Consider the following 22901-nt stretch of genomic DNA (forward strand, 5'->3'; position numbering starts at 1 on the left):
TTATGGAAGCCTCAAGTTACCCAGCCTGGGCTCAGCAATTGATCCAAGACTGTAGCGAGAGCAAGCGCCGGGTTGTCGAACACGAACTGTACCAGCGTATGCGTGATAACAAGCTCAGTGCCAAGACCATGCGTCACTACCTGATTGGTGGGTGGCCGGTGGTTGAACAGTTTGCGTTGTACATGGCACAAAACCTCACCAAGACCAAATTTGCCCGTCATCCTGGTGAAGATATGGCGCGGCGCTGGCTGATGCGCAATATTCGCGTGGAACTGAATCACGCCGATTATTGGGTGCACTGGGCGCGTGCCCATGGTGTCAGCCTGGAAGAGTTGCAAGCGCAGAACGTGCCGCCTGAGCTGCACGCACTGAGTCATTGGTGCTGGCACACCAGTTCGGCCGATTCGCTTATTGTTGCCATTGCTGCCACCAACTATGCCATCGAAGGTGCCACTGGGGAGTGGTCTGCGCTGGTGTGCTCGACAGGTGTCTACGCGACGGCCTTCCCCGAGGAGGATCGTAAACGTGCAATGAAATGGCTGAAGATGCATGCCCAGTACGATGACGCTCACCCTTGGGAGGCGCTGGAAATCATCTGCACCCTGGCCGGGATGAGCCCGAGCAAGGCCTTGCAGGTTGAGTTGCGCCAGGCCGTGTGCAAGAGCTACGACTATATGCACCTGTTCCTGGAGCGTTGCATGCAGCTGGAGAAAGCACCCATTGCCCGCGAGCGTCAGGCGCTGGCCACCAGCGAAGCCTGACACGCAATGGCGGGGTAGCGCTTACCCCGCCATTGCCAGGCGGTTGCGGCCTTCGCGCTTGGCCACATACAAGGCATTGTCCGCCCGGCGCAACAGGCTCTCGGCGGACTCTCCCGCCAACAAGGTCGAGCAACCCAGGCTTACTGTCAATTCGATACGCGTTGTTTGCGCCCAGTAATCCTGGGCCTGCGCCGCCTGACGCAGTCGCTCGCCGACCATGGCCGCAGCATCCCGGCCGGTATTGGACAGCAGGATCAGAAACTCTTCCCCGCCAAAACGAAACACCATGTCGACATTGCGCAACTGACTCTTGATCGAGGCCGCAACAGCCTTGAGTACCTTGTCGCCAGCGGCGTGGCCGTGGCTGTCATTGATAAGCTTGAAGTGATCGATGTCCAGCATCAGCAATGACAGCGGATGCAAGTGCCTGCGGGCCATATCGATTTCCCGCTGCAGGGTCTGGTCCATGGCGATGCGGTTACCGGTTTCGGTCAGCGGATCACGCAGGGCGCTGCGGGTTGCAGCGCGATACAGCAGGGCGTTACGCATGGGGAAGAGCAGCGTTGCCAGCAGCGACTCCAGGTTGCCCAGCTCCTCTTCCGTGAAACGCTGGTTGCGTCGAAATACCAGTTCCCCGAGATGCTCGCCCTGATGGCTCAGGGTGTAGCTCACCGAGTGATGGCCGCGCTGGCCGTACTCCAGGCGCAGGTCGCTGGTTTCGTGACGATATTGCAGGGCATCCAGTGGCACCAGCCTCTGAATTTCCCGAAAGAACAGGCCAAGAATGCGCTCTGGTTCCAGGCTGGTCTGCAATTGCAGGTTCAGTTGCTGGCGAAGCTGAGCAATGGTGGTGGGGCGTTGGGCTAGGAGGGAAGGCTGACCAAAGCCCAGGCGTTGCAATTTTTCACTGTCGAAGTCAATTGCGTTGGTCTGGGTCGGTGTTTTCATAAGCTGATGGCCTCTAAGCACATAACGCTGTCTTACAGGCTGGATGAGAGCAGTGATTGCCCAGCGACTGACTGTTCCCTCAGTTGCGTAAAACATGAGTAACAGTCTAGTCCGCTTTGCCGGGGGTTATAACCCCTGCTCCCATGCCGTACATCTTGTCGGGGCACAACCTGTTTGAAACAGATTGGAGCGAAATTCGTGCCATTTCGTTCAGCTTATAAAAAATCGTTTTGATTCAAGCGGTTGGTAGCAGGAGCAGGCAACAAGCAAAAGACGGTTTATTGACGAAAGGGTTGCAGGCGCCAGCGAACCGTCTCCTGCACCCGTGGGGATGAGGCTTATTGTGCGTCGAACGCCTGTCCATTGATGCCAGTACTGTCCGGACCCATCAGGTACAGGTACACCGGCATGATGTCTTCAGGCGTCGGGTTGTTGCTCGGGTTTTCTCCAGGGTAGGCCTGGGCGCGCATGCTGGTGCGAGTGGCGCCGGGGTTGATGCTGTTGGCGCGCACGGGGGCCACAGTGTCGACCTCGTCGGCCAGGGTTTGCATCAGGCCTTCGGTGGCGAATTTCGACACCCCATAAGCGCCCCAATAAGCACGGCCCTTGCGGCCAACGCTGCTGGAGGTGAACACCACCGACGCGTCCAGGGACAGCTTGAGCAGTGGTAGCAGGGTGGCGGTGAGCATGAACATCGCATTGACGTTGACGTGCATCACCCGCATGAAGTTTTCGCCCGACAGCTGTTCGATTGGCGTGCGCGGGCCGATGATCGAGGCGTTGTGCAGCAGGCCGTCGAGGTGGCCGAATTCGTTTTCGATCATCGCCGCCAACTCATCGTATTGATGGGGCAGGGCGGTTTCCAGGTTGAACGGAATCACCACTGGCTGTGGGTGGCCGGCGGCTTCGATTTCATCGTAGACCTGGGTCAGGTTGGCTTCGGTCTTGCCCAGCAACAGCACGGTAGCGCCGTGAGCAGCGTAGGTTTTCGCCGCCGCCGCGCCAATCCCGCGACCGGCACCGGTTATCAGGATGACGCGGTCTTTGAGCAGTTCTGGGCGTGCGCAGTAATCAAACATAAACAACCTCAACAGAATTCTTGTAGGAGCGTAATCAGCAGCTGCAAAGCGCGTTATCCAGCACCTTGCGCAGCTCCAGCGGATGATCCACCACCACATCGGCGCCCCAGTGGCGTGGATTGTCATCGGGATGAATATAGCCGTAGGTCACGGCCGCGGTTCGGGTGCCGGCGTCGCGCCCCGACTCGATATCCCGCAAGTCATCACCGACGAACAACACGCTGGCCGGGTCCAGGTCGAGCATCTTGCAGGCCAGGATCAGCGGCTCAGGGTCCGGTTTGCTGTTCGTCACATGGTCCGGGCAGATCAGTAGCGCTGAGCGCTGAGCCAGCCCCAACTGCTCCATGATCGGCTCGGCGAAGCGCAGTGGCTTGTTGGTGACCACGCCCCAGATCAGCTTGGATTTTTCAATCTCCGCCAGCAGTTCAGCCATGCCGTCGAACAGTTTGCTGTGGATCGCGCAACCTTTGAGGTAGCGCTCCAGGAACTCCAGACGCAGTTCTTCAAAACCTGGGGATTGCGGGTCCATGGAAAAGGTCACGGCGACCATGGCCCGGGCGCCGCCGGAAATTTCATCACGAATATGCTGGTCGGCAATCGGCGCCAGCCCGCGGTCGGCGCGCATGGCCTGGCAGATGGCGATAAAGTCCGGCGCGGTGTCCAGCAGGGTACCGTCCATGTCGAAAAGAACCGCTCGCAACTTCATCGGCTTATTCCTCTCGCAGGGTCTGGATCATGTAGTTGACGTCAACGTCGCTGGCCAGCTTGTAGTGCTTGGTCAGTGGGTTGTAGGTCAGGCCGATGATGTCCTTGACGGTCAGCCCGGCCTGGCGGCTCCAGGCTCCCAGCTCTGAAGGACGGATGAATTTCTTGAAGTCGTGGGTGCCGCGAGGCAGCAGCTTCATGATGTATTCGGCGCCGATGATCGCGAACAGGTAGGCCTTGGGATTGCGGTTGATGGTGGAGAAAAACACCTGGCCACCCGGCTTGACCATGCGAAAGCAGGCGCGGATCACCGACGAAGGATCAGGAACGTGCTCCAGCATTTCCAGGCAGGTGACCACGTCGAACTGCTCAGGCATTTCCTCGGCCAGATCTTCGGCGGTGATCTGCCGGTACTCTACGCTGACGCCGGACTCCAGTTGGTGCAGTTGGGCCACGGCCAGCGGTGCTTCGCCCATGTCTATGCCCATTACAGTGGCGCCGCGCAGTGCCATGGCTTCGCTGAGAATTCCGCCGCCGCAACCGACATCCAGGATTTTCTTGCCAGCCAGGTTGACGCGTTCGTCGATCCAGTTGACCCGCAGCGGGTTGATATCGTGCAGGGGCTTGAACTCGCTTTCGCGGTCCCACCAGCGATGGGCCAGGGCCTCGAATTTGGCGATTTCAGCGTGGTCGACGTTACTCATGGGGCATCCTCTAAAATCTGACAAAACAGTTGCCGGCCCTGAACAGGCTCAGGGCCGGCGTTATTCGGTGTGTCCGCTGATGCGTTGGCCCCAGGCAATGGCCGTGGCGCACAGCTGTTGTTCATCCATGCGGGTCAGTTGCCGGTCGTCTAGCAATTGCTTGCCGGCGACCCAAAGGTGTTTCACGCAATCGCGTCCAGTGGCATATATAAGCTGCGAGACGGGGTCGTAGATCGGTTGTTGTGCCAGGCCCGAGAGGTCGAACGCCACGATGTCCGCGGCCTTGCCGACCTCCAGTGAGCCGACTTCGCTTTCCAGGCCCATCGCCCGGGCGCCGTTTAGAGTAGCCATGCGCAAGGCGCGATGGGCATCCAGGGCGGTGGCCGAGCCGGCAACAGCTTTGGCCAGCAGGGCGGCGGTACGGGTTTCGCCCAGCAGGTCCAGGTCATTATTGCTGGCGGCGCCGTCGGTGCCGATTGCTACATTGACACCAGCCTGCCACAAACGCTCCACCGGGCAGAAGCCACTGGCCAGTTTCAGGTTCGATTCCGGGCAGTGGATGACGCTGCTGTTACTTTCTACCAGCAAAGCCAGGTCGTCATCGCTGATTTGGGTCATGTGAACAGCCTGGAAGCGCGGCCCAAGCAACCCCAGGCGGGCAAGGCGGGCCAGTGGGCGCTCACCGAGGTGCTCCATCGACTGCTGCACTTCAAAGGCGGTTTCATGCACATGCATATGGATTGCGGCGTCCAGCTCCTCGGCAATTATCCGGATTTTTTCCAGGTTTTCATCGCTGACGGTGTACGGCGCATGAGGCCCGAAGGTGATCTTGATCCGCGGGTGATGCTTAAGGTCGCCGAACAGTTCGACAGCCTGGCGAATGGCCTCGTCGGCATCGCTGGCGCCGGGAATCGGGAAGTCGAGGATCGGGACGGCAATCTGCGCGCGGATGCCGCTGTTGTGGACCCGCTCGCTGGCGACTTTCGGGAAAAAATACATGTCTGAGAAGCAACTGATACCGCCCTTGATTTGCTCGGCGATAGCCAGATCGGTGCCGTCGCGCACGAAGGCCTCGTCGACCCATTTGGCTTCGGCGGGCCAGATGTGCTTTTCCAGCCAGGTCATCAGCGGCAAGTCGTCTGCCAGGCCGCGAAACAGGCTCATCGCCGCGTGGCCGTGAGCGTTGACCAGGCCTGGACTGAGTAGCATGCCCGGCAGTTCACGGACTTCAGTGGCGGCCAGTTTCAGTGCCATCGACCGTGGGCCGACAAACGCAATACGTCCGTCGCGGATGCCCAGGCCGTGCTCCTTGAGTACCACGCCTGCGGGTTCGACAGGTACCAGCCAGGTTGGCAGCAGCAACAAGTCGAGCGGGGCAGCAGTTGGCGTCATCGATGGCGTCTTCCCGAGTTGTGATAGGCAAGGCTGTTATAAAGAGGGGCGAAGTATACCCGAGCGTCTTGGCTGGCGGATCGCTATAATCGGCGGCTTTTGTTCATGAGTGCGGGGTGAGGGATGCGCGATCGACTGTTGGCTGCGGAGAAGGTGAAGGCCATCGACTGGCGTGATGGCACACTGTATCTGCTCGATCAACGCATTTTGCCGTTCGAGGAAACCTGGATTGCCTACACCAGCGCGACCGGTGTGGCCGAGGCGATTCGCTCTATGGTGGTGCGTGGCGCACCGGCCATCGGTATCAGCGCTGCCTATGGCATGGTGCTGGCAGCCCGGGCCCGCATCGCCGAGGGCGGTGACTGGCAGGCAGCGTGGGAAGAAGATTTCGCTCTGCTGGCCGATTCCCGTCCCACGGCAGTGAATCTGTTCTGGGCCTTGAGTCGCATGCGCGACCGCCTGGATCGCCTCAAGGAACATGCCGACCCGCTATTGGCGCTGGAGGCTGAAGCCATCGCCATTCATGAGAGCGATCGCGAAGCCAACCTGACCATGGCGCAATTGGGGGTCGACCTGATCCGCAAGCACCAGGGCAATGCCCAGGCGTTTCTCACTCACTGCAACGCCGGGGCATTGGCGACTGGCGGTTTTGGCACCGCCCTTGGGGTGATTCGTGGGGCATTTCTGGAAGGCATGGTCGAGCGGGTCTACGCCGACGAAACCCGGCCATGGCTGCAGGGTTCGCGGCTGACCGCTTGGGAATTGGCCATTGAGGGTATTCCTGTCACGCTGAATGCCGATTCTGCCGCCGCGCACATCCTCAAGACCAAGGGCGTGACCTGGGTGATTGTCGGCGCTGATCGCATTACCGCCAATGGCGATGTGGCGAGCAAGATCGGCACTTATCAGTTGGCCTTGTGTGCCATGCACCATGGTGTGCGTTTTATGGTGGTGGCGCCCAGCTCCACCATTGATATGAGCCTGGCCAGTGGTGAAGACATCCCGATTGAAGAGCGAGATGGCCATGAATTGCTGGAAGTGGGTGGGCAGCGGCTCGGCGCTGATGTGGATGTATTCAATCCGGTATTTGATGTGACGCCGGCTGACCTGATCGATGTCATCGTCACGGAAAAGGGCATCGTCGAGCGGCCGGATACGGCGAAGATGGCCCTGTTGATGTGTCGCAAGCGGCTGCATTGAGTCTATCTGCCTTCAAATTTCGCCTGAATCTACCTCTGAGCCCCTCTCGTCGCCCTCAAGCCTGTCATCCATCAACTTACTATGCTCCATGCGCATCAGGGGGATAGGTGCGTGGCGGCGATTGTGATAACATTCGGCGGTTTCCAGGGTCACCCCAAGGGGTGGTCTTTACTGCGCAGATCCGTGTCATAACTCGTTGATTTGTCGTAAGTCGTTGTCAGGCACCATGCCGGCGGCGGCGAGCTTCGTTCGTCCTATATGGATGTGACGAGGTTTCACCCGAAAAAGGAATCAGGCTTCTCATGGGCGAACTGGCCAAAGAAATCCTCCCGGTCAATATCGAAGACGAGCTGAAACAGTCCTACCTCGACTACGCGATGAGCGTAATTGTCGGTCGGGCACTGCCTGATGCGCGCGATGGCTTGAAGCCCGTGCACCGGCGTGTGCTGTTCGCGATGAGCGAGCTGGGTAACGACTGGAACAAGCCGTACAAGAAATCTGCCCGTGTTGTCGGTGACGTGATCGGTAAGTATCACCCTCACGGCGACACTGCGGTGTACGACACCATCGTTCGGATGGCCCAGCCATTTTCCCTGCGCTACCTGCTGGTAGACGGCCAGGGTAACTTCGGTTCGGTCGACGGCGACAACGCCGCAGCCATGCGATACACCGAAGTGCGCATGACCAAGCTGGCGCACGAACTGCTGGCTGACCTGCACAAAGAAACCGTGGACTGGGTGCCGAACTACGACGGCACCGAAATGATCCCCGCGGTCATGCCGACCCGTATTCCCAACCTGTTGGTCAACGGCTCCAGCGGTATCGCCGTGGGCATGGCCACCAACATTCCGCCACACAACCTCGGTGAAGTCATCGACGGTTGCCTGGCCCTCATCGACAACCCTGAGTTGACCATCGATGAGTTGATGCAATATATCCCGGGCCCTGACTTCCCGACGGCAGCGATCATCAACGGTCGCGCCGGCATCGTCGAAGCCTACCGAACCGGTCGCGGTCGCATTTACATGCGGGCCCGCTCGATGATCGAAGACATCGACAAGGTCGGTGGCCGTCAGCAGATCGTCATCACCGAACTCCCTTACCAGTTGAACAAGGCGCGTCTGATCGAGAAGATCGCCGAGCTGGTTAAAGAGAAGAAGCTTGAAGGTATCACCGAGCTGCGCGACGAGTCCGACAAGGACGGTATGCGCGTCGTGATCGAGCTGCGTCGTGGCGAAGTGCCAGAGGTGATCCTCAACAACCTCTACGCCCAGACCCAGCTGCAAAGTGTGTTTGGTATCAACGTCGTTGCGCTGATCGATGGCCGCCCACGGATCCTTAACCTCAAGGATCTGCTGGAAGCCTTCGTGCGTCACCGTCGTGAAGTCGTAACCCGTCGTACCGTATTCGAACTGCGCAAGGCCCGTGAACGTGGGCACATCCTTGAAGGCCAGGCGGTTGCCCTGTCGAACATCGATCCGGTCATCGCCCTGATCAAGGCTTCGCCGACCCCCTCGGAAGCCAAGGAAGCGCTGATCAAGATGCCGTGGGCATCCAGCGCCGTTGTGGCGATGGTTGAGCGTGCCGGCGCCGACTCCTGCCGTCCGCAGACCCTGGACCCGCAATACGGCCTTCGCGAAGGCAAGTACTACCTGTCCCCGGAACAGGCCCAGGCCATTCTGGACCTGCGCCTGCACCGCCTGACCGGTCTGGAACACGAAAAGCTGCTGGCCGAGTACCAGGAGATTCTCAACCAGATCGGCGAGCTGATCCGCATCCTCAACAGCGCCGAGCGCCTGATGGAAGTGATCCGCGAAGAGCTGGAAGTGATCCGCGCCGAATACGGCGATGTGCGTCGCACCGAAATCCTCGATGCCCGTCTCGACCTGACCCTGGGTGACATGATCCCGGAAGAAGAGCGCGTCGTGACCATTTCCCACGGTGGCTACGCCAAGACCCAGCCGCTGGCTGCGTACCAGGCCCAGCGTCGTGGTGGTAAAGGCAAATCGGCTACCGGCGTCAAGGATGAGGACTACATCGCTCACCTGCTGGTCGCCAACAGCCACACCACGCTGTTGCTGTTCTCCAGCAAGGGCAAGGTGTACTGGCTGAAAACCTACGAAATCCCGGAAGCGTCCCGCGCTGCCCGTGGACGTCCGCTGGTCAACCTGTTGCCGCTGGGTGACGGTGAATACATCACCACCATGCTGCCGGTCGACGAGTACACCGAAGGTCACTACATCTTCATGGCCACCGCTGGCGGTACCGTGAAGAAGACCCCGCTGGAATCCTTCAGTCGTCAACGCAGCGTGGGCCTGATCGCCCTGGAGCTGGACGAAGGCGACGTGCTGATTTCTGCGGCCATCACCGACGGCGAGCGTGAAGTCATGCTGTTCTCCGACGGCGGCAAGGTTACCCGCTTCAAGGAATCCGACGTTCGCGCCATGGGCCGTACCGCCCGCGGTGTGCGCGGCATGCGCCTGCCAGAAGGGCAGAAGCTGATTTCCATGCTGATCCCGGAAGAAGGCAGCCAGATTCTTACTGCATCGGCCCGTGGTTACGGCAAGCGTACCGCCATCAGCGAGTTCCCTGAGTACAAGCGTGGCGGTCAGGGCGTTATCGCCATGGTCAGCAACGATCGCAACGGCCGTCTGGTCGGTGCAGTCCAGGTGCTCGACGGCGAGGAAATCATGCTGATTTCTGACCAGGGCACCTTGGTGCGTACCCGTGTTGGTGAAGTGTCGAGCCTGGGTCGTAACACCCAGGGCGTGACCTTGATCAAGCTGGCCAGCGACGAAACCCTGGTTGGCCTGGAGCGTGTCCAGGAGCCATCTGAAGTTGAAGGCGAAGAGCTGGAAGGTGAAGAAGGGGTTGAGTTGCCGGACGAGGTGATCGCAGGCGCTGATGACAGCGTCGACGAGCAACCACTCGACGCTGGCGCAGACGAAGAAGAACCGCAGCAATAAGCGGACAAGCAGGGGGCGGATGAAGATTCGCCCCCTTGTTGTTTGTCCTTTATGAAACAGAACGCCTCCCCCCTGTAGGAGCGAACTTGCTCGCGAAGATCGTCAACGATAACGCGGGATGCCTGGCGCCCCTTGCGCTCTCGGGTTTTTCGCGAGCAAGCTCGCGCCTACAGTATTTGATTTCAGTCCCACCAGATCAGAGCGAGATTGGATGTGAGCAAGAGAGCCTATAACTTCTGTGCCGGTCCCGCGGCGCTTCCTGAAGCAGTCCTGCAGCGCGCGCAGGGTGAACTCCTCGACTGGCATGGTAAAGGCCTCTCTGTGATGGAAATGAGCCATCGCAGCGATGAGTTCGTGTCCATTGCCACCAAGGCCGAGCAGGATCTGCGCGACCTGCTGGACATCCCTTCAAACTACAAAGTGCTGTTTCTCCAGGGCGGCGCCAGTCAGCAATTTGCCCAATTGCCACTGAACCTGCTGCCGGAAGACGGCACCGCGGACTATATCGACACCGGTATCTGGTCGCAGAAAGCCATTGAAGAAGCGTCGCGCTACGGCAACATCAACGTGGCGGGTACCGCCAAGCCTTACGATTACTTCGCCATTCCTGGTCAGAACGAGTGGAAGCTCACCAAGGACGCGGCCTACGTGCACTACGTGCAGAACGAGACCATTGGCGGCCTGGAATTCGATTGGGTTCCAGAGGTCGGTGATGTTCCGCTGGTGTGCGACATGTCGTCGGACATTCTCTCGCGCCCTATGGATATCTCCCGCTTCGGCATGATCTACGCCGGCGCCCAGAAGAACATCGGCCCGAGCGGTATCCTGGTCAACATCGTCCGTGAAGACCTGCTGGGTCATGCCCGTTCGCTGTGCCCGACCATGCTCAACTACAAGGTCGCGGCCGACAACGGCTCGATGTACAACACCCCGCCGACTCTGGCGTGGTACCTCTCCGGCCTGGTATTTGAATGGCTGAAAGAGCAGGGCGGTGTCGCCGCCATGGGCAAGCTCAACGAAGAGAAGAAGCGCACGCTGTACGACTTTATTGACGCCAGCGGCCTGTACAGCAACCCGATCAACATCCCAGACCGCTCGTGGATGAACGTGCCGTTCCGCCTGGCTGATGATCGCCTGGACAAGCCGTTCCTGGTCGGTGCCGAGGCGCGTGGCCTGCTGAATCTCAAGGGCCATCGCTCGGTGGGTGGCATGCGCGCCTCCATCTATAACGCTGTCGACATCAACGCCGTCAACGCGCTGGTGGCCTACATGGCAGAGTTCGAAAAGGAACACGGCTAATGTCTGAGCAAGAACTCAAGGCCCTGCGCGTGCGCATTGACAGCCTGGACGAGAAAGTCCTGGAGCTGATCAGTGAGCGCGCGCGGTGCGCCCAGGAAGTTGCACGGGTGAAAATGGCCTCCCTGGCTGAAGGCGAAGTACCGGTTTTTTACCGTCCTGAGCGTGAAGCCCAGGTGCTCAAGCGCGTGATGGAGCGTAACCAGGGGCCGTTGGGCAACGAAGAGATGGCGCGGCTGTTCCGTGAAATCATGTCCTCGTGCCTGGCCCTTGAGCAGCCGCTGAAGGTGGCTTACCTTGGCCCCGAAGGCACCTTCACCCAGGCAGCAGCCATGAAGCATTTCGGCCATGCAGTGATCAGCAAGCCGATGGCGGCGATCGACGAAGTGTTCCGTGAAGTGGCAGCCGGGGCGGTGAACTTTGGCGTGGTGCCGGTGGAAAACTCCACCGAAGGCGCGGTCAATCACACCCTCGACAGCTTCCTTGAGCACGACATGGTGATCTGCGGCGAAGTCGAGTTGCGCATCCACCATCACCTGCTGGTGGGTGAAAATACCAAGACCGACAGCATCAGTCGCATCTACTCCCACGCCCAGTCCCTGGCCCAGTGCCGCAAGTGGCTGGACGCCCATTACCCGAATGTCGAGCGCGTGGCGGTGTCCAGCAACGCCGAAGCGGCGAAGCGGGTCAAGGGTGAGTGGAATTCGGCGGCGATTGCCGGCGATATGGCGGCCGGCCTCTACGGGTTAACGCGCCTGGCCGAGAAAATCGAGGATCGCCCGGATAACTCCACGCGCTTTTTGATGATCGGCAGCCAGGAAGTGCCGCCTACCGGCGACGACAAGACTTCGATCATCGTCTCCATGAGCAACAAGCCCGGCGCGCTCCATGAGCTGCTGGTGCCGTTCCACGACAACGGGATTGACCTGACGCGAATCGAGACTCGTCCTTCGCGCAGCGGTAAATGGACGTATGTGTTCTTTATCGACTTCGTCGGCCACCACCGCGACCCACTGGTCAAGAGTGTGCTGGAGAAAATCAGTCAAGAGGCCGTAGCACTCAAGGTGCTGGGCTCTTACCCGAAAGCGATTTTGTGAGGCTTTAACATGAGTGGCAACTTCCTCGCCCTGGCACAGCCGGGCGTGCAACAACTGTCGCCTTATGTTCCGGGCAAGCCTGTGGACGAGTTGGCGCGTGAGTTGAATCTGGACCCGGCGAACATCGTCAAGCTGGCCAGTAACGAAAACCCGCTGGGTCCAAGTCCCAAGGTATTGGCGGCGATTCGTGAAGAGCTGGCGGAGTTGACCCGTTACCCTGACGGTAATGGTTTTGCCCTCAAGTCCCTGCTGGCTGAAAGCTGCCGGGTGGAGCTCAATCAAGTCACTCTAGGCAATGGTTCCAACGACATTCTTGAGCTGGTAGCGCGCGCTTATCTGGCGCCTGGCTTGAATGCGGTGTTCAGTGAGCACGCCTTCGCCGTGTATCCGATCGTTACCCAGGCCGTAGGTGCCGAGGCGCGGGTGATTCCGGCCAAGGACTGGGGGCATGACTTGTCGGCCATGTTGGCGGCTATCGATGGCCAGACCCGTGTGGTGTTTATCGCCAACCCGAATAACCCGACCGGCACCTGGTTCGGCGCCGAGGCGCTGGACGATTTCCTGCAAGACGTACCGGAGCACGTGCTGGTCGTCCTGGACGAAGCCTATATCGAGTACGCCGAAGGCAGTGACCTGCCGGACGGCCTGGACTTCCTCGCGGTTTATCCGAACCTGCTGGTCTCGCGGACCTTCTCCAAGGCTTACGGCCTGGCGTCGTTGCGGGTCGGTTATGGGTTATCCACCGCCGTTGTCGCCGATGTACTGAACCGTGTGCGCCAGCCATTCAACGTCAACAGCCTCGCCTTGGCGGCGGCATGTGCGGCGCTGCAGGACGCTGATTACCTGGCTGAAGGTCGCCTCATCAACGAAAGCGGCATGCGTCAGTTGCAAGAAGGCTTTCGCGAGTTGGGCCTGGGTTGGATTCCTTCCAAGGGCAACTTCATTTGCGTCGATCTCGGCCAAGTGGCTGCGCCGGTGTTCCAGGGCTTGTTGCGCGAGGGCGTGATCGTGCGTCCGGTGGCCAACTACGGCATGCCGAACCACCTGCGCATCACTATTGGTTTGCCGGCTGAAAACAGCCGCTTCCTTGAGGCGTTGGCCAAGGTTCTGGCTCGTGGTTGATGTCACTGCATTGCAACCTGCTGTGCCTATGGTCGGTCGCCTGGTGGTGGTCGGTCTGGGATTGATCGGCGGCTCCTTCGCCAAGGGGCTGCGTGAAAGCGGCCTGTGCGGCGAAGTGGTCGGTGTGGACCTGGACCCGCAATCGCGCAAGTTAGCGGTTGAGTTGGGTGTGGTGGATCGCTGCGAGGAGGATCTGGCGGTGGCCTGTCAGGGCGCTGATGTCATTCAGTTGGCAGTGCCGATACTGGCCATGGAGAAGATGTTGGCGTTGTTGGCTGGCATGGACCTGGGGCAGGCGATTCTGACCGACGTCGGCAGCGCCAAGGGCAATGTGGTGCGTGCGGCGCGGCTGGCCTTTGGTGGTATGCCGGCGCGGTTTGTTCCCGGGCATCCGATTGCCGGCTCCGAGCAGAGCGGGGTAGAGGCGTCCAATGCGCAGCTGTTTCGTCGACATAAAGTGATTCTGACGCCGCTGGATGAAACCGATCCGACGGCATTGGCGGTGGTCGACCGGCTTTGGCGTGAGCTGGGGGCGGATGTCGAGCATATGCAGGTCGAGCGCCACGATGAAGTGTTGGCGGCGACCAGCCATTTACCGCACTTGCTGGCGTTTGGCCTGGTGGATTCGCTGGCCAAACGCAACGAAAACCTTGAGATTTTCCGTTACGCAGCCGGAGGCTTCCGCGACTTTACCCGGATCGCCGGCAGTGATCCGGTGATGTGGCACGACATCTTCCTCGCCAATCGCGATGCGGTTTTGCGCACCCTGGATACCTTCCGTAGCGATCTCGATGCCTTGCGCGACGCGGTCGATGCCGGAGATGGGCATCAGTTGTTGGGCGTGTTCACCCGTGCGCGGGTGGCGCGGGAGCATTTCAGCAAGATTCTGGCTCGCCGGGCTTATATGGACGCCGCTGTAAATGCCGATGACATGGTTTTCATCGCCAGCCCTGGTGGTCGGCTGAGCGGGCGGGTCCGTGTGCCGGGTGATAAATCGATCTCCCATCGCTCGATCATGTTGGGCTCGCTGGCGGAGGGTATTACCGAGGTCGAGGGTTTTCTGGAGGGCGAAGATGCCCTGGCGACCTTGCAGGCTTTTCGCGACATGGGGGTAGTGATCGAAGGTCCGCACCATGGGCGCGTGACTATTCATGGTGTTGGTTTGCACGGCCTGAAGCCGGCGCCAGGCCCTATCTATCTGGGTAACTCAGGCACTTCCATGCGCTTGTTGTCCGGTTTGCTGGCGGCGCAGAGTTTTGACAGCGTCTTGACCGGTGATGCGTCGCTGTCCAAGCGGCCGATGAGTCGTGTGGCCAAGCCTTTGCGGGAAATGGGTGCAGTCATTGAGACGTCTGCTGATGGACGGCCGCCGTTGACCATTCGCGGTGGTCAGGCACTCAAGGGGCTTACCTATACGCTGCCAATGGCCAGTGCCCAGGTTAAATCCTGCCTGTTGCTGGCCGGGTTGTATGCCCAAGGTAAAACTTCAATCACTGAGCCTGCTCCGACCCGTGACCATACCGAGCGGATGTTGCGTGGCTTCGGCTATCCGGTGAATGTCGAGGGGGCTACGGCTTCGGTTGAATCAGGGCATGTACTGACCGCTGCTCATATCGAAGTGCCGGGCGATATCTCGTCTTCAGCGTTTTTCCTGGTGGCAGCTTCGATCGCGACAGGCTCCGAGTTGGTGCTTGAGCATGTGGGCGTCAATCCGACCCGTACCGGAGTAATCGACATCCTGCGTCTGATGGGCGCCGATATCACCCTGGAAAACCAGCGGGAAGTGGGTGGCGAGCCGGTAGCTGACTTGCATGTTCGAGCGGCTTCGCTGAGAGGGATCGAGATTCCCGAGGCGCTGGTTCCGCTGGCTATCGACGAATTCCCTGTGCTGCTTGTTGCCGCTGCGTGTGCCGAAGGTCGAACTGTCCTGCGCGGTGCGGCAGAGTTGCGGGTCAAGGAGTCAGATCGTATTCAGGCCATGGCCGACGGTCTGCTGGCGCTGGGCGTGAAGTGTGAACCGACACCTGATGGGATTATCATTGATGGCGGCCAGATAGGTGGTGGTGAAGTGCACGCTCATGGCGATCATCGGATCGCCATGGCATTCAGCGTGGCCTCCCTTCGAGCGGCGGCGCCGATCCGTATCCATGACTGCGCCAATGTAGCTACATCTTTTCCGAATTTTCTTACACTGTGTGCCCAAGTCGGCATTCGTGTTGCCCAAGAGGCTCAATTGTGAATATCAAAGCACCGGTGATTACCATCGACGGGCCAAGTGGCTCGGGCAAAGGCACTATCGCCGGCATCCTGGCCAAGCGCCTGGGCTGGTGCCTGCTGGATTCCGGGGCGTTGTATCGCCTGCTGGCATTTGCAGCGCGCAACCATGGTGTCGACCTGACCAACGAAGAATCCCTCAAGCTGCTGGCGGCTCACCTCGACGTGCAGTTCCTCGGGGCGACGGAAGGTCATCCGCAACGCATTATCCTGGAAGGGGATGATGTGACCGATGATCTGCGTAACGAACAGGTCGGCGCCTGGGCTTCCCAGGTAGCCGTGTTGCCGGCGGTACGCGACGCGTTGCTGCAGCGCCAGCGGGCATTTCAGGAGCCGCCGGGCCTGGTGGCCGATGGTCGCGACATGGGCACAGTGGTGTTTCCCGAGGCGCCGCTGAAGATTTTTCTGACCGCCAGCGCCGAGGAACGAGCTCGTCGTCGTTACTTGCAGTTGAAGGGCAAAGTCGATGGTGTTAGTCTGTCGAGTCTGCTAGATGAGATTCGTGCACGCGATGAGCGTGATACCCAGCGCGCGGTAGCCCCGCTTAAGCCGGCGGCTGACGCTATACAGCTGGATTCCACGGAGTTGTCCATCGAGCAGGTACTGGAACGCATCTTGAGTGAAATCGCTATTCGCGATATCACCGGGTGACTTAGAAGGAGCGCAGGGGACCAGTCTTAGTCCTGCCATTCTTCTCTTATATGAACGTAACCCACACCGTCTGGGGTGTGGCAGATGGGCGTCTTCTTCGCCCTTATCAACAGGAATTAAAATGAGCGAAAGCTTTGCGGAACTCTTTGAAGAAAGCCTAAAAACCCTGAACCTTCAGGCTGGCTCCATCATCACCGGTGTTATCGTTGATATCGATTACCAAGCTCGCTGGGTAACCGTTCACGCTGGTCTGAAGTCTGAAGCACTCATCCCGCTTGAGCAGTTCTACAACGACGCTGGCGATCTGACTATCAATGTCGGTGACGAAGTTCACGTTGCGCTGGACTCGGTTGAAGACGGCTTCGGTGAAACCAAGCTGTCCCGTGAAAAAGCCAAGCGCGCTGAATGCTGGATTGTTCTGGAAGCAGCCTTCGCAGCTGAAGAAGTGGTCAAGGGCGTTATCAACGGTAAGGTTAAAGGCGGCTTCACTGTCGACGTTAACGGCATCCGTGCGTTCCTGCCAGGTTCTTTGGTTGACGTTCGTCCTGTGCGCGACACCACGCACTTGGAAGGCAAAGAGCTCGAGTTCAAGGTCATCAAGCTCGACCAGAAACGCAACAACGTTGTCGTTTCCCGTCGCAGCGTCCTCGAAGCAGAGAACTCGGCTGAGCGTGAAGCTCTGCTCGAATCCCTGCAGGAAGGCCAGCAAGTCAAAGGTATCGTCAAAAACCTCACCGATTACGGCGCATTCGTCGATCTGGGTGGCGTCGATGGCCTGCTGCACATTACCGACATGGCTTGGAAGCGTATCAAGCATCCTTCCGAAATCGTCAACGTTGGCGACGAGATCGATGTAAAGGTTCTGAAGTACGATCGTGAGCGCAACCGTGTCTCCCTGGGCTTGAAGCAGCTGGGCGAAGATCCATGGGTCGCTATCAAGGCTCGTTACCCAGAAAGCACTCGCGTTACCGCGCGTGTTACCAACCTGACCGACTACGGCTGCTTCGCTGAGCTGGAAGAAGGCGTGGAAGGCCTGGTACACGTTTCCGAAATGGACTGGACCAACAAGAACATCCATCCTTCGAAAGTCGTACAAGTCGGCGACGAAGTGGAAGTTATGGTTCTGGACATCGACGAAGAGCGTCGTCGTATCTCCCTGGGCATCAAACAGTGCAAATCTAACCCATGGGAAGATTTCTCTGGCCAGTTCAACAAGGGCGATAAAATCTCCGGCACCATCAAGTCGATCACCGATTTCGGTATCTTCATTGGTCTGGACGGCGGCATCGACGGCCTGGTTCACCTGTCCGACATCTCCTGGAACGAAGTGGGCGAAGAAGCTGTTCGTCGCTTCAAGAAGGGCGACGAGCTGGACACCGTTATCCTGTCGGTTGACCCAGAGCGCGAGCGCATCTCCCTGGGTATCAAGCAACTGGAAAGCGATCCGTTCTCCGAGTACGTTCAAGAGAACGATAAAGGCGCAATCGTTAAAGGCATCGTGAAAGAAGTTGACGCTAAAGGCGCCATCATCACTCTGGCCGACGATATCGAAGCGACTCTGAAAGCCTCCGAAATCAGCCGTGACCGCATCGAAGATGCACGTAACGTTCTGAAAGTTGGCGAAGAAGTAGAAGCCAAGATCATCAGCGTTGACCGCAAGAGCCGCGTAATCCAGCTCTCCATCAAGTCGAAAGACGATGCTGAAGAGAAAGAAGCAATCCAGAGCCTGCGCGATAAGCCAGCTACCTCTGAGCCTGCTGCTGGTCCTACCACTCTGGGCGACCTGTTGCGTGCACAAATGGAAAAACAGAACTAAGTTCTGTCCGACCATAGAAAAAGGGCGACTTCGGTCGCCCTTTTTTGTGCCTGAAATTTGAGCTGCCTGGCGGTCATGCAGCCGTAAGGCATGCTCGGCTCGCTGAGAGTCGCTACAGGTTACGATCTCCTGTTCTGTTGTGGTCTTGGTGCAAAAAGCGCCAGCGGCTTTCGGTGAATGCTAAGGCCTGCGGTGTGTCCGTTCCTGGTTCCTCACTTCCCAACATCGCCTGTGCAAGATAAGTCAAGGCACAGGCTGTTCAAATTCCTCCGGTCATGCTAAAACCTTCGGAGCGCTTTTCCTAGCTGCTTGAAAAAGAAGGGAAAAATATGACGAAGTCGGAGTTGATCGAACGAATTGTCACCCATCAAGGGCTGCTCTCATCCAAGGATGTCGAGCTGGCCATCAAGACCATGCTTGAGCAAATGTCCCAGTGCCTCGCCACTGGCGATCGAATAGAGATCCGCGGCTTTGGCAGCTTCTCGTTGCACTACCGCGCTCCTCGCGTGGGTCGCAACCCAAAAACCGGCCAGTCCGTCAGCCTCGACGGCAAATTCGTGCCCCACTTCAAGCCGGGCAAGGAATTGCGCGATCGAGTGAACGAAGACGAAGAAGACGACGTCTGAGTTTTTTTGGGATAGGAGAAGTTTATGCGCGGTGTTAAGCGCGTTGCCATGGTACTGACTGTCTTGATCGTCGCCTTGGTGATCCTGGCGTTTGTGCTGGAAAATCAGCAGGATGTTGCTTTGGCGTTTTTGGGGTGGAGTACGCCGCAGATGCCTGTGTCGGTGTTTGTTACGTTGGCTTTGATTGTTGGGATGCTTTTAGGGCCTGTCCTAGGTTTGCTGGTTAAGCGTAGCGGTCGTCGCAGGCAGGTATCGCAGGAGCGTTGATGGTGGTGTCCGTGACGGATGACCGTTTGTCGCGCCTGGGGAGGGCGTATAACGTGCTCTGATATGTGACGCCCTCCCCGAAAATCTGACTGAGGCAGCATGGCGCTACTTCTGCTTTACCGGATTCTTTTCGAATCACAGCTTCATCGCACCCTTACTTAGGGATAACTCCTATTTAAATAGGAATTGCCTTGCAGGCCTGTCAAGGCTTGCAATGTGACGGAGAGATGGCAAAATGCAACCTGTTCTCGATAACAGTCATTTTGTGCGCCCAAAGCCCAGCAGCGACGCTTGGTTTTGCAGGCTGATTTTATAAATACAAGAAACCCACAAGATGGTCTGCATAACGAGCCCGCAGTTTCTCTTTGAAGGCAGGTTTTTGTTGTGAGTAGTAACTTCCATGCGCCCCCGGTGCCCCCGTCCGACGAAATCGATCTGGTTGCGCTTTTTCAGGCTGTTTGGCAACAGAAGCGATTAATAGCTTTTTGTACTGGTGTGTTTGGCCTTATATCAGTCGCGTTTGCTTTTCTGGTCACGCCGGAATATCAGGTCAGCAGCGTGTTGCGCCCAGCCGCAATCAACGAACTTGATGCATTGAATCGCTCCGAGATCTACCAGCTTCCTCCAGGCGAGGCTCTTAAAAAAGTTGGCGCTGCCTTGGAGTCCTACAACACACGGTTGGGCTTCTTCCGAGCGAATCAGAAGCTTTTCCAGGAGTTTGTGCGGCCCGGAAGGACTCTAGAGCAGAGTTTTGAAGCGTTCAATCATGATTCTATCAATCTGATTCTCCCGTCTGCCAAAAATGCCGATTCCTTGAGTTCTTATATCAAGCTGGAAATGAATTATCCTAAAGGGGTGGATGGCGTAGCAATTCTTAACGGTTTCGTCACTTACGCGATTGCAAGTGAGCGACAGAAAATTGCCGCGGATATGGACATTATCGTCAAAAACCGTCTAAATGAGCTTTCAGGAAAACTCGATGCAGCCCGTGCCAGTTACGACTCCGACAAGGAGGCAAGAATTGCTTCCTTGCGTGAGTCTGATAATTTGCGGCGCGCTCAGTTGCGGGATGAGCTGAAGGCGCTTCGTTCCCAGCTAAAGAATCTTCGTGCTGACCGCATGGCTCAATTGAACGAGGCAATTGGAATTGCCCGAACATTGGGCATCAAAAAACCAGCTACGCCTTCCTCGCTAGGCGAGGCGCAACAGTCGGGCTCCAAAAGCGTGATGCGTACAGAGATAAACAACCAACATATCCCGTTGTATTTTATGGGTATTGATGCTCTAGACGCTGAAAAGACAGCGTTGGTTCAACGTACGTCTGACGATTTTACCGAAGGAAGAATCGCACAAATTGCAAAGGAGCTTCAGTTGCTCCTCTCTAATAGGGAGATTGAAGTGCTGAATCGTCGCGAAAATGAGGAAATTTTTCTTAGTGGCGTTCAGCCACTAAGGGCGGAAGTAGCGCGGTTACGTAATTTGAATCTCGATATGAGCCGCTTGACGCTCGTCGCAATTGATAAGCAGGCATTAGAGCCTCTGAGCCCGATAAAACCCAAAAGGCTGGTGATTATTATTGTGGGGTTGATAATCGGTGCCCTGCTGTCCATTGTTCTAGCTTTGGTAATCAATCGAACCCGCTCTAAGTGGCGTGTTCTCTATCCTTACCCGAAAACAAAGCTCTCGACTGACAGCGCACAGTAAGTGATCATTGTGCAGACGTTCACTGCTTGCCGGATTTTATGGCATTATCTGTTTGCCCCTGCTGGTTGGGGGAGCGTACGTACGAAGTAATTGGCGGGTTTATGTAATCCGTTAATCGTGCTGCTATGAGTTTTTCTCTTGCGGTGGCTTAGCGTAAAAATGAAGGTTGTCTGATTAGCAGTATCAGGTGCTACGGATGAATCAAGGATACGGCGTTTGTGGAAGGGCTACACAAGTGAGCAGGAATAGTGACGCTGAGTTTTCCGGCAGCCCTGTAAAAAATTGCTGGTATCTCATTCAGTGCAAACCTCGGCAGGACGAGCGTGCGCAAGAGCATCTACAGCGTCAGGGTTATAACTGCTCGCGACCGACATACATTAGAGAGCGCTTGGTACGAGGGCGCAATCGGAGCTTTGAAATGTCTTTGTTTCCGGGCTATTTGTTTATCCATTTGCCGGATGACTCCAACTGGGCACCATTGCGCTCGACTCGTGGTGTAAATCGTGTAGTCAGTTTCGGCGGAAAACCAGTAGCAGTAAGTCAGGATTTGGTTATGCATCTGCAGGCTCGGAGTGAATTGGCTACCGAGTTGGTCGCGGGCGACCAAGTCAGGATCTCCCGAGGTGAATTCTCCGAGTTTGATGCCATTTTTATGACGAAGGATGGTGATGAGCGAGTAATATTGATGCTCGACCTTCTCAGTCGTAAGCAGCAAGTGACTATCCCATTGAGCGACATTGTTGCTTGCCCTCGCTTCTGATCCTAATGTAGCGATCAGGACAGTGGAGAAAATTAATTCTGCGTTTTCAGGAAGCCGACGGTAAATCCTGGGGCGGTAGCATGTTTAAAGTATGATTTTAGCGGCCGGATCGTCCAAACGGAACGAAAGGATCATCGGGTCTGAATTATAGGATTTTCCATATTTAGTCGGAGTTTCATAGATGTCTCAGCAAAAAGAAGCCAGCATAGAGAAGTTTAAAAGCAGGGAAGCGTTGATCGGTATCGTTGGGCTAGGATACGTCGGTCTTCCACTGATGCTACGTTACAACTCTATCGGCTTTCGTGTTCTAGGTATTGATATTGACCAATCTAAAGTTTCCAAGTTGAACGCTGGCGAGAGCTATATAGAACATATTCCAGCTGAAAAAATCATGCATGCACGCAAAAGTGGATTCGAGGCAACGGTGGAGTTCAGCCGCGCTGCAGAATGCGATGCGTTGATTCTGTGCGTGCCGACTCCGCTGAATAAATACCGCGAACCTGATATGAGTTTCGTGATTGATACAACTAATGCAATCAAGCCATTTTTTCGTGCTGGACAAGTGATTTCTCTGGAAAGTACCACTTATCCAGGCACTACGGAGGAGGAGCTTCTACCCCGTGTCCAGGAAGGTGGTTTGGTCGTAGGAAAAAATATTTTCCTGGTTTACTCACCTGAGCGTGAAGACCCAGGCAATCAAAATTTTGAAACCCGGACTATTCCAAAAATTATTGGTGGCGATACAGCCGCATGCTTGGAAGTCGGTATTTCGCTCTACGAGCAGGCAATTGATCAGGTTGTACCAGTAAGTTCTACCAAAGCAGCAGAGATGACCAAGTTGCTTGAAAATATCCATAGAGCAGTCAATATCGGCTTGGTGAACGAGATGAAAATCGTAGCTGATCGTATGGGGATTGATATCTTTGAGGTGGTCGATGCGGCTGCAACCAAGCCTTTTGGTTTTACCGCATATTATCCCGGGCCTGGTCTGGGGGGGCACTGCATCCCGATCGACCCGTTTTATCTGACTTGGAAAGCTCGAGAGTATGGCCTTCACACTCGCTTTATCGAGTTGTCCGGTGAAGTAAATCAGGCGATGCCAGAATATGTCCTAAGCAAATTGATAGACGGTCTGAATGAGGCCGGAAAATCAGTGAAAGGCAGCAAAATTCTTATATTAGGGATTGCATATAAGAAAAACGTGGACGATATGCGTGAATCGCCATCAGTCGAAATAATGGAACTCATTGAAGCCAAGGGCGGAAGAGTTTCCTATAGTGATCCACACGTGCCGGTGTTTCCGAAGATGCGGGAACACAATTTTGATTTGAGCAGCGAGTTGTTATCCGCCGCATCCCTGGCCTCTTTTGATGCTGTTATTCTGGCCACAGATCACGATAAGTTCGATTACGAATTGATTCGCGAGAATGCTCACTTGATCGTAGATAGTCGTGGAAAGTTCCGGGCTCCTGAAAAGCATATAATCAAGGCTTAATATACTGAATTTGTATCTTCGTCTTCAGCCGAAAATTA

General features: G+C 57.0%; 19 protein-coding genes. 14 read left to right on the forward strand and 5 right to left on the reverse strand.

The window, feature by feature from the left end:
* Nucleotides 1-2: 2 nt before the first annotated feature.
* Nucleotides 3-761 (forward strand): iron-containing redox enzyme family protein, encoded by a 759-nt coding sequence (locus AAEZ06_RS04645; RefSeq protein WP_502948022.1) that lies wholly within the window; start codon nt 3-5, stop codon nt 759-761.
* Nucleotides 762-782: 21 nt separating this feature from the next.
* Here AAEZ06_RS04645 and AAEZ06_RS04650 read toward each other — a convergent pair whose 3' ends face one another.
* The 5 genes from AAEZ06_RS04650 to AAEZ06_RS04670 form a co-directional block, all read right to left on the reverse strand.
* Nucleotides 783-1709: a GGDEF domain-containing protein gene (locus tag AAEZ06_RS04650; protein WP_350612999.1), complete on the reverse strand. Its 927-nt coding sequence runs from the start codon at nt 1707-1709 to the stop codon at nt 783-785.
* Nucleotides 1710-2047: 338 nt separating this feature from the next.
* Nucleotides 2048-2788 carry a YciK family oxidoreductase gene (locus AAEZ06_RS04655; RefSeq protein ID WP_149411575.1) on the reverse strand — a complete coding sequence of 247 codons (741 nt, stop codon included), beginning with the start codon at nt 2786-2788 and terminating at the stop codon, nt 2048-2050.
* 34 nt (nt 2789-2822) lie between these two features.
* The gene (gene mupP / locus AAEZ06_RS04660) at nt 2823-3494 is read right to left on the reverse strand and encodes an N-acetylmuramic acid 6-phosphate phosphatase MupP (protein ID WP_350613002.1); all 672 of its coding nucleotides are present in this window, start codon (nt 3492-3494) and stop codon (nt 2823-2825) included.
* A gap of 4 nt (nt 3495-3498) precedes the next feature.
* Nucleotides 3499-4197 carry a bifunctional 2-polyprenyl-6-hydroxyphenol methylase/3-demethylubiquinol 3-O-methyltransferase UbiG gene (gene ubiG / locus AAEZ06_RS04665; protein WP_350613004.1) on the reverse strand — a complete coding sequence of 233 codons (699 nt, stop codon included), beginning with the start codon at nt 4195-4197 and terminating at the stop codon, nt 3499-3501.
* Between the two features lie 60 nt (nt 4198-4257).
* The gene (locus tag AAEZ06_RS04670; RefSeq protein ID WP_350613006.1) at nt 4258-5589 is read right to left on the reverse strand and encodes a TRZ/ATZ family hydrolase; all 1332 of its coding nucleotides are present in this window, start codon (nt 5587-5589) and stop codon (nt 4258-4260) included.
* A gap of 123 nt (nt 5590-5712) precedes the next feature.
* Here AAEZ06_RS04670 and mtnA point away from each other — a divergent pair, with 123 nt between their 5' ends.
* The 13 genes from mtnA to wbpA all read left to right on the forward strand — a co-directional run bounded on the left by mtnA (nt 5713) and on the right by wbpA (nt 22863).
* Entirely contained in the window at nt 5713-6789 is a 1077-nt protein-coding gene (gene mtnA, locus AAEZ06_RS04675; protein ID WP_350613008.1) for an S-methyl-5-thioribose-1-phosphate isomerase, read from the forward strand.
* 302 nt (nt 6790-7091) lie between these two features.
* Nucleotides 7092-9755, forward strand: coding sequence for a DNA gyrase subunit A (gyrA, locus tag AAEZ06_RS04680; RefSeq protein WP_350613010.1), 2664 nt, complete (start codon nt 7092-7094; stop codon nt 9753-9755).
* A gap of 213 nt (nt 9756-9968) precedes the next feature.
* Entirely contained in the window at nt 9969-11054 is a 1086-nt protein-coding gene (gene serC / locus AAEZ06_RS04685; RefSeq protein WP_133098921.1) for a 3-phosphoserine/phosphohydroxythreonine transaminase, read from the forward strand.
* The gene (gene pheA, locus AAEZ06_RS04690; RefSeq protein ID WP_133098920.1) at nt 11054-12148 is read left to right on the forward strand and encodes a prephenate dehydratase; all 1095 of its coding nucleotides are present in this window, start codon (nt 11054-11056) and stop codon (nt 12146-12148) included. The genes serC and pheA overlap by 1 nt, the downstream gene beginning before the upstream one ends.
* A 9-nt stretch (nt 12149-12157) precedes the next feature.
* On the forward strand, nt 12158-13270 hold the full coding sequence (gene hisC / locus AAEZ06_RS04695; protein WP_350613013.1) for a histidinol-phosphate transaminase: 1113 nt from the start codon (nt 12158-12160) through the stop codon (nt 13268-13270).
* A 28-nt stretch (nt 13271-13298) separates the two neighbouring features.
* Complete coding sequence (locus AAEZ06_RS04700) at nt 13299-15509, forward strand: bifunctional prephenate dehydrogenase/3-phosphoshikimate 1-carboxyvinyltransferase (RefSeq protein WP_350613428.1); 2211 nt, start codon at nt 13299-13301, stop codon at nt 15507-15509.
* Entirely contained in the window at nt 15506-16195 is a 690-nt protein-coding gene (gene cmk / locus AAEZ06_RS04705) for a (d)CMP kinase (protein WP_149411583.1), read from the forward strand. Before AAEZ06_RS04700 ends, cmk begins: the two co-directional genes overlap by 4 nt.
* A gap of 121 nt (nt 16196-16316) precedes the next feature.
* Entirely contained in the window at nt 16317-18011 is a 1695-nt protein-coding gene (gene rpsA, locus AAEZ06_RS04710) for a 30S ribosomal protein S1 (protein WP_133098917.1), read from the forward strand.
* Nucleotides 18012-18340: 329 nt separating this feature from the next.
* Nucleotides 18341-18637, forward strand: coding sequence for an integration host factor subunit beta (gene ihfB / locus AAEZ06_RS04715; protein ID WP_048731065.1), 297 nt, complete (start codon nt 18341-18343; stop codon nt 18635-18637).
* Nucleotides 18638-18661: 24 nt separating this feature from the next.
* Nucleotides 18662-18904: a lipopolysaccharide assembly protein LapA domain-containing protein gene (locus tag AAEZ06_RS04720; RefSeq protein ID WP_350613017.1), complete on the forward strand. Its 243-nt coding sequence runs from the start codon at nt 18662-18664 to the stop codon at nt 18902-18904.
* Nucleotides 18905-19288: 384 nt separating this feature from the next.
* Complete coding sequence (locus AAEZ06_RS04725) at nt 19289-20608, forward strand: Wzz/FepE/Etk N-terminal domain-containing protein (RefSeq protein ID WP_350613019.1); 1320 nt, start codon at nt 19289-19291, stop codon at nt 20606-20608.
* Between the two features lie 235 nt (nt 20609-20843).
* Complete coding sequence (gene rfaH / locus AAEZ06_RS04730) at nt 20844-21368, forward strand: transcription/translation regulatory transformer protein RfaH (protein ID WP_350613431.1); 525 nt, start codon at nt 20844-20846, stop codon at nt 21366-21368.
* Nucleotides 21369-21549: 181 nt separating this feature from the next.
* A complete protein-coding gene (gene wbpA, locus AAEZ06_RS04735) occupies nt 21550-22863 on the forward strand; it encodes a UDP-N-acetyl-D-glucosamine 6-dehydrogenase (protein ID WP_350613021.1) in 1314 nt (437 codons plus the stop codon).
* Nucleotides 22864-22901 lie beyond the last annotated feature (38 nt).

The sequence above is a fragment of the Pseudomonas sp. HY7a-MNA-CIBAN-0227 genome (assembly GCF_040310325.1).
In the GTDB taxonomy this organism is placed as follows: Bacteria; Pseudomonadota; Gammaproteobacteria; order Pseudomonadales; family Pseudomonadaceae; genus Aquipseudomonas.